Below are 12,055 nucleotides of genomic sequence, written 5' to 3' on the forward strand. Positions count from 1 at the left end.
CCGGCTTCGGCAGTGCGAAGCCGGCTGTCGCGGGCAGGTGGACGTCAGCCGAGGCGCTCGCCCGTGCTGCCCGAGAACACGTGCAGCTCGTCCGGGCGGATGCGCAGCCGCAGCGTCTCACCCATGGCCGGGGTCTTGCGCGGGTCGACGCGCGCCACGACGTTCGTGCCGCTGTCGGAGACGAGCTTGCCGTAGACGTACGCGTCCGAGCCCAGCTCCTCGACCAGGTCGACGCGCACCTCGAGGCCCTCGTCGGTGGTCGTCTCCAGCGACTCCGGGCGGAAGCCCAGCGTCACGTCGCCGCCGTTCGCCGCCGCGAGCGTCTCGCGGGACAGCGGCACGGTCAGGCCGCCGAGGGTCGCGCCGTCGTCGGTGAGCCGCGCCGAGGCGAGGTTCATGGCGGGCGAGCCGATGAACCCGGCGACGAAGACGTTCGCGGGCCGCTCGTACAGCGCACGCGGGGTGTCGCACTGCTGCAGCAGGCCGTCCTTGAGCACCGCCACGCGGTCGCCCATCGTCATCGCCTCGACCTGGTCGTGCGTGACGTAGACGGTGGTGGTGCCCAGGCGCCGCTGCAGCGCGGCGATCTGCGTGCGGGTGGACACGCGCAGCTTGGCGTCCAGGTTGGACAGCGGCTCGTCCATGAGGAACACCTGCGGCTCACGCACGATCGCGCGGCCCATCGCGACGCGCTGCCGCTGGCCACCGGAGAGCGCCTTCGGCTTGCGGTCGAGGTAGTCCTCGAGGTCCAGCAGCTTCGCGGCCTCGGCGACCCGCTGCTTGATCTCGTGCTTGGGCTTGCCCGCGATCTTCAGCGCGAAGCCCATGTTCTGCCCGACCGTCATGTGCGGGTACAGCGCGTAGTTCTGGAACACCATCGCGATGTCCCGCGAGCGCGGGGGCAGCTGGGTCACGTCGCGGTCGCCGATGTACACGGCGCCCTCGTCGACGTCCTCCAGCCCGGCGAGCATGCGCAGGCTCGTCGACTTGCCACAACCGGAAGGCCCCACCAGCACGAGGAACTCGCCGTCGGCGATCTCGAGGTCGAGCGCGTCAACCGCGGCGCGGTCGGCTCCGGGATAGCGGCGGGAAGCCTTGTCGTAGGTGATCGTGGCCATCAGCTGTCCTCTCCTGTTCGGACTGAAACGTGGTGCACGAGTTCTCGGATGTCGAGGTGCCGGTTGCGCAGCTCCCTGCCCACGGCGGCATCGCCCGCGGCCAGCTCCTGACGGGTGTTCTGCGGCCACGCCGGCGGCTCCTCCGTACCGGCGAGGACCCAGGCGGCCTGGCGGGCGGCGCCGAGCGCGACGAACTCCGCGGGCTCCGGCACCGTGACGGGCAGCCCGAACACGGTGGGCGCGATGCCGCGCACCGCCGCCGACTGCGCCGCCCCGCCGATGAGCAGGATCCGGCGTGCGGTGATGCCGTGCGCCTGCACGGCGTCGAGGCCCGCGGCGAGCCCGCACAGCATGCCTTCGACGGCGGCGCGGGCGAGGTTCTCCGGCGTCATGTTGGCGCGCCGCAGGCCGTGCAGCGAACCGGCCGCGTCGGGCAGGTTGGGGGTGCGCTCGCCGTCGAGGTACGGCAGCAGCGTCAGCCCGCCCGCGCCCGGTTCGGCGGCGAGCGCGAGCCGGTCGAGCCCGGCGAGGTCGACGCCGAGCATCGCGGCGGTGGCGGTGAGCACGCGGGCCGCGTTGAGGGTGCACGCGAGCGGCAGGAACTTCCCGGTGGCATCGGCGAACCCGGCGACGATGCCGGTCGGGTCGGCGGGCGCGGTCTCGCACACGCCGAACACCGTGCCGCTCGTGCCGAGCGACACGACGACGTCGCCCTCGCCGAGCCCCAGCGCGAACGCGGCGGCCATGTTGTCACCGGTGCCCGCGGACACCAGCACGCCGTCCTTCGTCTCCCCCGCCGCCTCACGCGGGCCGAGCACGCGCGGCAGCTGCGGGGTGCGGCCGCCGAACGCGTGGCTCAGGATGTCCTCGCGGTAGACGCCCTTCGCGGGCGAGAAGTAGCCGGTACCGGACGCGTCGCCGCGGTCGGTGACGGGCTCGCCACCGCCGAGCAGCCGCCAGGTCAGGTAGTCGTGCGGCAGCAGCACGCGCGCGACGCGGTCGGCGAGTTCCGGTTCGTGCTCGGCCATCCAGCGCAGCTTCGTGACGGTGAAGCTCGCGACGGGCACCGAACCGACGGCCTCGGCCCACGCACGCGGACCGCCCAGCTCGGTCACGAGGCTGTCGGCCGCCTTCGCGGAGCGGGTGTCGTTCCACAGCAGGGCGGGACGCACCACCTCGTCGTTCTCGTCGAGGGTGACCATGCCGTGCTGCTGCCCGCCGACGCCGATCGCGCGGACCCCGTCGAGCAACCCGTCGGACGCCTCGGTGAACGCCGTCCACCACACCCGCGGATCGACCTCGGTGGTGTCGGGATGGGCGGCCCGGCCCTCGCGCACGACCGCTCCGGTGAGCGCATCGCACACGACGATCTTCGTCGACTGCGTGGAGGAGTCGACACCGGCGACCAACGGCGCTGTCGTCATACCGAAGAGCCTCCGTCACTTTCGCGATTCAGTCCAGTGTTTCGGGCGGATTTTCCCGGCAGGTCCACCAGCTCGACCCGGGTCCCGAGCTCCCGCATCGCGGTCAGCTCGTCCGCCGGCGTCCCGGAGTCCGTGATGACCAGGTCATATGCCGAAACGTCACCGTAGGAGTACGTGGCGGTACGGCCGAACTTCGAGCTGTCGACGACGAGAACGTTGCGGTTCGCCGCGGCCAGCGCCGCTCGTTTGAGCGAGGCGTAGTCGCGGTCGGGGTGGTACAGACGTCCGCCCGCGACCGCGGTGGCGGACACGAACCCGACGTCCGCGCGCATCCGGCCGAGCGCCTCGATGGTGTCCGGCCCGATGCACGAGTCGAACTCGGTGTAGCGCCCGCCCAGCAGCAGGATCTCGACGCTCCCGGACTCGCCGGACTCGCCGGACTCGCCGAGGATGCGGGCGATCTCCAGCGAGTTGGTGATCACCACCAGCTGCTCGACGCCCGCGAACCGCCGCACGAGCGGGAACAACGTCGTCGAGTCGTCGACGAACACCGTCTGCCCCGCCCGCACCTCGCGCACCGCGGCGTCGCCCAGCGCCTCCTTGCACGGCAGGTTCAGACCTTCGCGGAAACGTTTCGCCGTCTCCATCGTCAGCGCGGGGTACGCGGCCACCTTGCCACGCAGTTTGCGCAGCAGCCGCCGCTCGGCCAGGTCGTCCAGATCGCGGTGGATGGTCATCAGGCTGACCCCGAACCGCTCCGGCAACCGGTCGATCCGCACCTCGCCGGAGTCGATCACGTGCCGCAGGATGTCCTGGCGGCGCTGCTCGACTTCGGCGTCCGACGGGCGGGTTCTAGCCAACGCGACCTTCCTGGGGCAGCACGACGGCCTTGATCACCGAGTCGTCCTTCCCGGCGATCGTCAGGGCCTCTTCGACCTGGTCGAGCCCGAACCGGTGGGTCACCAGCCGGTCCAGGTCCACCTCACCGGCCCCGGCGAGCGCGATCGCCGTCGGCCAGGTGTTGGCGTACCGGAAGGTACCGGTCACCTCGATCTCGAAGTTCTGCACGTGGGCCAGCGGCAGCGGGATCTCGTCCCCGCCCATGCCGACCAGCACGATCCGGCCCGCCCTGCCGACCTTGCGGATGGCCTGCCCGGCGGCAGCCGGCACGCCCGAACACTCCAGCAGCACGTCCGGGTCGAAGTCGGCCTCGGCGAGGTTCTCCCGCGACACGTCGATCGTGCCCGTCGCGCCCAGCTCCTTCGCGACCTCCAGCCGCCGCGGGTTCACGTCGGTCACCACGACCTCGCTCGCGCCGAACGCGCGCGCCGTCTGCGTCGCGACGAGCCCGATCGGCCCGGCGCCGGTGATCAGCACCCGGCTGCCCGGTCCGACGCGCGACTTCCGGTTGGCCCACACGCCCACCGACAGCGGCTCCAGCAGCCCGGCCGCGTCGTCGCTCAGCGAGTCCGGCACCGGGTGGGCGAAGTCCTCGCGCAGCACCACGTACTCGCAGAACGCGCCGTCGATGGGCGGGGTGCCGAAGAACCGCATGCGCGGGCACAGGTTGTAGCGGCCGGCCTTGCACTGCTCGCACACCGAACACGGGACGCCCGGCTCCAGCGCGACGCGCTGCCCCACCTCGTGCAGCCTCGCCGCGCTGCCGGTCTTGACCACCACACCGCTGGGCTCGTGGCCGAGGACCAGCGGCTGCTCGACCACGAAGTCGCCGATCCGCCCGTGCTCGTAGTAGTGCACGTCCGAGCCGCAGGTGCCCACGGACAGCACCTTGATCAGCACCTCGTCCGGGCCCGGCTCCGGCACCGGCCGCTCCTCGGTGCGCACGTCGTGCACGCCGTGCAGAACCGAGACCTTCATGCCCTCACTCACCAGTCACCGCTCCCAGGGTCAGTCCCGTCACCAGCCACTTCCGGACGGCGAGCCCGGCGACGATCATCGGTAGCACCACGATAGAACCGATCGCGGTCAGCTGGCCCCAGTCGATGCCCGACTGCGTCACCAGCTGGTCCGCCGCGATCGGCAGGGTCTGCGAATGCGGCCCGCCGAACACGAGCGCGAACGCGTAGTCGTTCCACGAGAACACCAGGCACAGCACGAACGTCGTGACCAGGCCGGCCTTCGTCAACGGCAGCACGACGTGCCAGAACGCCTGCCAGCGCGTGCAGCCCGCGACCAGCGCCGACTCCTCCACCGACGCCGGCACCTCGGCGAAGAACGCGCTCATCAGCCAGATCGCGAACGGCAGGTTGAAGCTGAGGTAGGCGATGATCAGGCCCGGCACGCTGTCGATCAGGTCCGCCGCGCGGAACAGCAGGAACAGCGGCAGCACCACGACGGCGATCGGCGCCATGCGGGTGGAGATGATCCAGAACGCGACGTGCTTCTTGCCGCGCATCTTCGTGCCGGCCAGCCCGTAGCCCGCGAGTGCGCCGAGCGCCACCGCGAGCACCGAGGAGATGCCCGACGCGAGCACGCTGTGCAGGATGTAGTTGCCGAGGTTGTTGGCCCCGCTGAACAACTTCCGGTAGTTGTCGAACGTCGGGTCGAACAGCACCTTCGGGCTCGCCGACGTGACGTCCGTCGAGTTCTTGAACGACGACAGCAGCATCCACGCCAGCGGTACGAGTGTCCACAACAGACCGATCGTCAGCACCAGCTTCGTGCTGATCCGGACCCGGCGCGGGGACCGGTCGATCGCGCTCACCACGGTCATCGCGTGAGTCCCTTCTTGTCCAGCACCCGCACGAACACGCGCGCGATCACGATGGTGACCACGAGCATGACGAGCCCGATCACGGCGGCGTAACCGAAGTCGAAGAACCGGAAAGCCGTTTCGTACAACCGGATCGGCACGGTCTTCGTGGCGTCGGCGGGGCCGCCGTTGGTGGTGACGGAGATGATGTCGAAGTAGCGGATCGCGTCCATCGAACGGATCAGCAGCGCGACGAGCAGCACACCGGAGATCGACGGCAGCAGCACGTGCCGCAGCGACTGCCAGCCGTTCGCGCCGTCGAGCGAGGCCGCCTCGCGCACGCTCTGCGGCACGGACGTGAGCCCGGCGAGCACGATGAGCGTGATCAGCGGCGTCCACTCCCAGATGTCCATCGCCGCGACCGCGAGGAACGCCGACGTGCTGCCGCCGAGGATGTCGCCGTGGTAGCCGAGCAGGCCGAGCACCCAGCTGTAGAGCCCGAACGTCGAGTCGGTGAGGAACCGGCCGAGCAGGCCGACGATCACCGGCGCGACGAACATGGGCAGCAGCAACAGGGTCAGCACGAGGTTGCGGGCCCGCACGACCTTCCACAGGCACAGCGCGAGCAGCACGCCCAGCACCAGCTCCAGCCCGACGGTGAGGACGAAGTAGACGATCGTGCGCAGCCATTGCGCCCACACGTCGATGTCGGAGAAAAGCCTTGCCCAGTAGGTGAAGCCGACGTTCTCGAAGACCACCCCGCCGAGCAGGTGCACGCGGGAGAAGCTCATCGCGATGATCGTGAACAGCGGCACGAACGACAGCACCGCGAGCAGCAGCAACCCCGGCGTCATCATCCCGCCGTGGAAGCCGAACCGCTTGCGTGGCCCGGCTTTCCGCGTACTGGCCTGCTTCTCGGTCTGCGGCGCTTCCAGTGTCAGGCTCACGCGGCCCACCCCCTCGCCGTGATCCGGTCGATCCGCTTCGCCGTCTCACGCATCGTGTCGGCGGGCGAGACGTCTCCGGCGAGCATCTTCGACAGCTGCGTGTAGATCGCCGTGTCGCACTCGTTCCACATCGGGATCTTGGGCCGAAGCCCGATCTTGTCGGCCTCCCACGCCTGGGAAACCGCGGGCGCCGTCAGGATGTTCGGCATCGCGGACGGGCGGTGCTCCGCGGCCTTGACCTCCGGCATGTCGTACACCGACTGCCGCGTCGGGGTGCCGCCGCCCGCCTCGCTCTTGAGGTTCGACAGCTGCGTCTCGGGCGAGGTCGCCCACAACACGAACAGCCAGGCGGCGGCCCGCTCGTTCGGCAGGGTGTTGGCGTTGATGCCGATTCCCGTGCCACCGAAGTGGTTCGCGCTGCGCACGGGACCACGCGGCATCGGCGCGTAGCCGAACTTGCCCGGCATCGCCTGCTCGTTCGCGGCGGCGTACTCGTGCCAGTTCGGGCTCATCGCGACGCGCCCGGACTGCAGCGCGGGCGCGAGGCCGTTCCAGTCCCACGTCTTCGACGACGGGTCGGAGATCGAGATGAGCCGCTGGTAGAACTCGGCGGCCTCGATCGCGGCGTCGCTGTTCAGGCGGCAGGCGCCGGGATCGGTCGTGCCGTAGAGGCCGATCTCCTTGCCGTTGTCGAAGTAGTCGCCGCCGTAGGACCACAGCACGTTCGAGAAGTCGCACATCAGCGAGTCGTGCTGCTTGGCCTGGTGGCCCGCGCCGTACTGCACGTCGTCGGTCTTCTCGTTGAACCACTTCGCGATCTGGAAGTACTCCTCCCAGGTGCGCTCGGCGGACGGCGTCGGGTCGAAGCCCAGGTCGTCGGCCATCCGGTCGTGGTGCTTTTCGAACAGGTCCGCGCGGTACTGCCAGATCATCGTCGGGCAGTCGTAGGGCACGGCGAAGACCTTGTCGTGGTCGCCGAAACGGCCGGTCGCGTCGAGCTGGGTCGGGATGAAGTCACCCCAGCCGCCCGGCAGCTGCGGCAGGTCGGGCCTGCTCGCGAGCTCCCGCAGGTCGACGAGGCCCTTCGAGTACGGCGCCAGCACCTGGTACGGGTCGGCGTAGATCACGTGGTACTGCGACTCGCCGCCGGCCAGGTCGAGCGCGACCTTCTGGGCGAGCGCGGTCAGTTCCAGCATCAGGATGTTGACCTTGATGCCGGTGAGTTCGGTGAAGGGCCTGAGGTTCGCGGCGATCGCCTCGGTCGGGGCGGTGTTCTCCGAAACCAGGTTGATGGTGGTGCCCGCGAACTGCTTCCAGCGGTCGTCCGTGGCGAGGCGCACGGCGTCCTGGCGCGTTCCGCAGGCACTCAGCGCGAGGGCGGCGCCACCGGCGAGCGCGCCCGCGAGCACGCTGCGCCTGCTGAGACCCCGCCATTGGGGCGCTCTTGTCATCGAGTCCTCCGTTTGAGCTTGGCAGCCCATTCCTACCAGAGGAAACTCGGGTTGTTAACACATAACTCGATAACTTCTCGGATACCTCACACAACTCCGAGGCTGCGCACGTGCCGGACTGCGTCCGGGATCGCGGCCAGGACCCCGCTCGCGGACACCGGCACCCCTCGCGCGGCGAGGTCCGCGGCCAGCGAATGCACATACGCCGCTGCCCCCGCCGCGAGCCACGGGTCCAGCCCGCTCGCGAGCAGTGCGCCGACGAGCCCGGACAGCACGTCACCGGAACCTGCGGTCGCCAGCCAGGACCCCCGCGCGACATTCGCCAGTACCCGCCCGTCCGGGGCGGCGATCAGCGTGGTGTTGCCCTTGAGCAGCACGACCGCGTCGAAACGGCGGGCCGCCGCCTTGACCGCGGCCACGCGGTCTTCCCCGGGCGGGGCACCCGTGAGCCGCTCGAACTCGCCCGCGTGCGGCGTCAGCACCAGCGGCGTGCCGGGGTCACGCGCGTCGAGCACGTTCGGCTGCTGGGCGATCAACGTCGTCGCGTCGGCGTCCGCGCACACCGGCACCCCGGCGGCCAGCACGTGCTCCAGCACCCGGCGCCCCTCGTTCCCGGTGCCGATCCCCGGCCCGACGACCCACGCCTGCACGCGGCCCGCGTCGGTCACCGAGCCCGTCGCGACGACCTCCGGCCAGCGGGACCGCACGACGTCCGCCGCCGGCCCGGCGTAGCGCACCATGCCGGAGGTCGCGAGCACGGCCGAGCCGGTCGCGAGCACCGCCGCACCCGGGTAGGTCGCCGAACCGGCGGCGACGCCCGTGACACCCTGGCTGTACTTGTTGTCCCGTGGCCCCGGCACCGGCCAGGCGGCGCCGACGTCCACCGCGTCCAGCTGCTGGAGATCGGGTTCGCCCAGCTCCGGCCCCAGCCCGATGTCGATCAGCACGACCTCGCCGCAGCGCTCCGGGTTGAGGACGTGCACGGGTTTGCGCGCGCCGAACGTCACCGTGCGCGCCGCGGTGATCGCCGGGCCGTCGACCGTCCCGTGGTCGGGGTCGACCCCGCTGGGCAGGTCCACCGCGAGCACCGGCGCGCTGATGTGGTCGAGCAGGCCCGCGGCGTTCTCCCGCAGCGGGCCGCGTGCCTGCAACCCGACGATGCCGTCGATCACCAGGTCCGCCGCTTCGAGCACGGCTGGCGCCGCGTCGAGGGTGACGGTCCGCCCGCCTGCCCGGCGAAGCGCGGCGAGCCCGGCGGCGTGCGCCTTCTCCGGGTTGAGCAGCACTGCCGTGACGGCAACTCCGTGGCGGCGCAGGAACTTCCCCGCCCACAGGGCGTCACCGCCGTTGTTCCCCGCGCCGACCAGCAACGCGACGCGGCTCGCGGCGACGCGGCCGGTGTGCGCCTCCAGCATGTCGACCGCCTGCACGGCGACACCGAAGGCGGCGCGCTGCATGAGCGCGCCCTCCGGGGTCTTCGCCAGCAGGCGTTCTTCGGCTTTGCGGATTCGGTCGGTGGTCCACAGTCCTTGCACGTGGCCGTGTCTACTCCACGGTCACCGACTTCGCCAGGTTCCGCGGCTTGTCCACGTCGTAACCACGCGCACGGGCGATTTCGGCGGCCAGCACCTGCAACGGCACGCTCGACACCAGCGGCTGCAACAACGTCGGCACGGCGGGCACCTCGATCAGCTCGTCCGCGAACGGTCGCACGGTGTCGTCGCCCTCCTCGGCGATGACGATCGTGCGCGCACCACGCGCCTGGATCTCGCTGATGTTCGACACCAGCTTCGCGTGCAGCGTCGCGCGCCCCTTCGGCGAGGGCATCACCACGACGACCGGCAGGCCCTCCTCGATCAGCGCAATGGGCCCGTGCTTGAGCTCGCCCGCCGCGAAGCCCTCCGCGTGCATGTACGCCAGCTCCTTGAGCTTGAGCGCACCTTCCAGCGCCACCGGGAAACCGACGTGCCTGCCCAGGAACAACACGGCCTTCGAATCCGCGATCCGGCGGCCCAGCGCTCGCACGTCCTCCACAGTGGACAGTACTTTGTGGACGGCGGCGGGCATCGCCTCCAGCTCGGCGAACTCGCGGGCGACCTCGTCCGGGTACTTCGTGCCGCGGGCCTGCGCGAGCGCGAGGCCCACCAGGTAGTTCGCCGCGACCTGCGAGGTGAACGTCTTCGTCGCCGCGACGCCGACCTCCGGTCCGGCGTGGGTGTAGAGCACCGCGTCGGACTCACGCGGGATCTGCGCGCCGTTGGTGTTGCAGATCGCCAGCACGCGCGCCTTCTGCCCGCGCGCGTGCCGCACCGCCTCCAGCGTGTCGGCCGTCTCGCCGGACTGCGAGATCGCGACGACGAGCGTGTCGCGGTCCAGCACCGGGTCGCGGTAGCGGAACTCGCTCGCCAGCTCGACCTCGACGGGCAGCCGCGTCCAGTGCTCGATGGCGTACTTCGCGATCAGCCCGGAGTGGTAGGCGGTGCCGCACGCGACGACGAACACCTTGTCCACGTCACGCAGGTCCTGGTCGGTCAGGCGCTGCTCGTCGAGCACGATGCGGCCGCCGTCGAAGTGCCCGCGCAGCGTGTTGGCGAGCGCCTCCGGCTGCTCCTCGATCTCCTTGAGCATGAAGTAGTCGTGGCCGCCCTTCTCGGCGGCGGACAGGTCCCACGCCACCGTGAAGGGCTTGGCCTGCGCGGGTTCCCCGGCGAAGTCGGTGACCTCGTAGCCGTCGCGGGTGATCGCGACCAGCTGGTCCTGCCCCAGCTCGACGGCCTCGCGCGTGTGCTCGATGAACGCGGCCACGTCGGAGGCGACGAACGTCTCCCCCTCGCCGACGCCGACCACCAGCGGGGAGGACCGCCGCGCGGCGACGATCAGGTCCGGCTCGTCGGCGTGCGTGACGACCAGGGTGAACGCGCCTTCGAGGCGGCGGCACACGGTCCGCACGCTCGCGGGCAGGTCACCCGCGGTGGGGCCGTCGGCGTAGGCGCGGGCGATCAGGTGGGCGGTGGTCTCGGTGTCGGTGTCGCTGGTCAGCTCGACCCCGTCGGCCTCCAGCTCCGCGCGCAGGACGGCGAAGTTCTCGATGATCCCGTTGTGCACCACGGCGACGCGGCCGCTCGTGTCCCGGTGGGGGTGGGAGTTGCGGTCCACGGGTGCGCCGTGCGTCGCCCAGCGCGTGTGGCCCATCCCGGCCGTGCCCGCGAACCGTTCGCGACCGGTGGCGTCGAGCTGCTGTTCCAGGTTGGCGAGGCGGCCGGCCTTGCGTTCGACGGTCAGCGCGCCGGCTCCGTCGAGCACGGCGACCCCGGCGGAGTCGTAACCCCGGTACTCCATTCGCCGGAGCCCGCCCAGTACGACGTCGAGCGCCGGGCGGTGCCCGACATAACCCACGATTCCACACACCCGGACGAGGGTACTGGCGCGCGTGGCGCCTCGGCTGGGGGCGGGGGCGGGGCTGGCCTATTCTTCAGGCCATGGCCAGCAAGCCGAAGGAACTGCTCGAGGAGCTGTCGCACCCGGGGCCGCACGACGTGGTGCGCGGCAACCTCGCGCTCGCCGGACTGCCCGGTGTGGTGTTCACCCCGCGGAGCGGTCTCGGCCTGCCGGGCGTCGCGTTCGGACACGGGTGGCTGCAGCCGCCCGGGCGGTACCGGGAGTTGCTGAGCCACCTGGCGAGCTGGGGCATCGTCGCGGCGGCCCCGGCGACGCAGCGCGGGCCGCTGCCGTCGCACCGGATGTTCGCCGCGGATCTGCGGTCGACGCTGGACATCGTGACCGGTGTGCGGCTGGGGCCGGGCGGCATCAGCGTCGACCCGGCGAAGCTGGGGCTGGCGGGGCACTCGGTCGGCGGTGGTGCCGCGGTGCTGGCCGCGGCCGGGGACGAGAGGGTGAAGGCGGTGGCCACGTTCGCCGCCGCGCAGACCCTGCCACCCGCGACGGAGGCGGCGCGGAAGCTGACCGTCCCGGGCCTGCACCTCGCCGCGAAGGGTGACCTGGTGACCCCGGCAACGGGCAACGCCGAAGCGATCGCCAAGGCCTGGGGCGGCCCGGTGCAGCTCAGGATTCTCGACAAGTCGACACACCTCGCGGTGACGGAGGGCAGCCACTGGAGCCAGCGGCTGCTGCAGGGCAAACCGCAACGGCGCACGCAGCGCCTGGTGCGCGTGCTGTTCACGGCGTTCTTCCTGACGCACCTCACGGGCACCGACAAGTGGCGCCCGCTGCTGACCACAGACCTCAAACGCGCCACGATCGATTTCGACCCGAGTCTGGAAGCGGCGGCCTGACCCTCGGGGTTGGGGCGGGCCCGGCGCGGCCGGGTGCGGCGCGGCCCGGCGAGCCGGAGGCCGCGGGCGGCGCGGCCGCAGGCTCAGCGGTGCGGCTGGGCGGCGCGGCT

Annotated in this window: 10 protein-coding genes; 1 reads left to right on the forward strand and 9 read right to left on the reverse strand. The window is 71.2% G+C overall.

The annotated features are described in order from the left end of the window. Window positions 1-44: 44 nt before the first annotated feature. From ABFX51_RS25275 to glmS, 9 genes are all read right to left on the reverse strand, one after another. A complete protein-coding gene (locus ABFX51_RS25275) occupies window positions 45-1,118 on the reverse strand; it encodes an ABC transporter ATP-binding protein (protein WP_091504976.1) in 1,074 nt (357 codons plus the stop codon). Then, window positions 1,118-2,542: a xylulokinase gene (xylB, locus tag ABFX51_RS25280; protein WP_346055101.1), complete on the reverse strand. Its 1,425-nt coding sequence runs from the start codon at window positions 2,540-2,542 to the stop codon at window positions 1,118-1,120. The genes ABFX51_RS25275 and xylB overlap by 1 nt, the downstream gene beginning before the upstream one ends. Continuing rightward, window positions 2,539-3,402: a DeoR/GlpR family DNA-binding transcription regulator gene (locus ABFX51_RS25285; RefSeq protein ID WP_346055102.1), complete on the reverse strand. Its 864-nt coding sequence runs from the start codon at window positions 3,400-3,402 to the stop codon at window positions 2,539-2,541. Before ABFX51_RS25285 ends, xylB begins: the two co-directional genes overlap by 4 nt. Beyond that, on the reverse strand, window positions 3,395-4,420 hold the full coding sequence (locus ABFX51_RS25290; RefSeq protein WP_346055103.1) for an NAD(P)-dependent alcohol dehydrogenase: 1,026 nt from the start codon (window positions 4,418-4,420) through the stop codon (window positions 3,395-3,397). The genes ABFX51_RS25285 and ABFX51_RS25290 overlap by 8 nt, the downstream gene beginning before the upstream one ends. 4 nt (window positions 4,421-4,424) lie before the next feature. After that, on the reverse strand, window positions 4,425-5,276 hold the full coding sequence (locus tag ABFX51_RS25295) for a carbohydrate ABC transporter permease (RefSeq protein ID WP_346055104.1): 852 nt from the start codon (window positions 5,274-5,276) through the stop codon (window positions 4,425-4,427). Beyond that, entirely contained in the window at window positions 5,273-6,202 is a 930-nt protein-coding gene (locus ABFX51_RS25300; protein ID WP_346055105.1) for a carbohydrate ABC transporter permease, read from the reverse strand. The genes ABFX51_RS25295 and ABFX51_RS25300 overlap by 4 nt, the downstream gene beginning before the upstream one ends. Then, window positions 6,199-7,653: an extracellular solute-binding protein gene (locus ABFX51_RS25305; RefSeq protein ID WP_346055106.1), complete on the reverse strand. Its 1,455-nt coding sequence runs from the start codon at window positions 7,651-7,653 to the stop codon at window positions 6,199-6,201. The genes ABFX51_RS25300 and ABFX51_RS25305 overlap by 4 nt, the downstream gene beginning before the upstream one ends. Window positions 7,654-7,739: 86 nt before the next feature. Next, window positions 7,740-9,188 carry an NAD(P)H-hydrate dehydratase gene (locus ABFX51_RS25310; RefSeq protein ID WP_346055107.1) on the reverse strand — a complete coding sequence of 483 codons (1,449 nt, stop codon included), beginning with the start codon at window positions 9,186-9,188 and terminating at the stop codon, window positions 7,740-7,742. Window positions 9,189-9,198: 10 nt separating this feature from the next. After that, window positions 9,199-11,061: a glutamine--fructose-6-phosphate transaminase (isomerizing) gene (glmS, locus tag ABFX51_RS25315; protein ID WP_091504983.1), complete on the reverse strand. Its 1,863-nt coding sequence runs from the start codon at window positions 11,059-11,061 to the stop codon at window positions 9,199-9,201. A gap of 71 nt (window positions 11,062-11,132) precedes the next feature. Here glmS and ABFX51_RS25320 point away from each other — a divergent pair, with 71 nt between their 5' ends. Then, the gene (locus ABFX51_RS25320) at window positions 11,133-11,945 is read left to right on the forward strand and encodes a dienelactone hydrolase family protein (protein WP_346055108.1); all 813 of its coding nucleotides are present in this window, start codon (window positions 11,133-11,135) and stop codon (window positions 11,943-11,945) included. Window positions 11,946-12,055: the final 110 nt, after the last annotated feature.

This window comes from Amycolatopsis dongchuanensis (assembly GCF_039542405.1).
Classification (GTDB): Bacteria; Actinomycetota; Actinomycetes; order Mycobacteriales; family Pseudonocardiaceae; genus Amycolatopsis_E; species Amycolatopsis_E sacchari.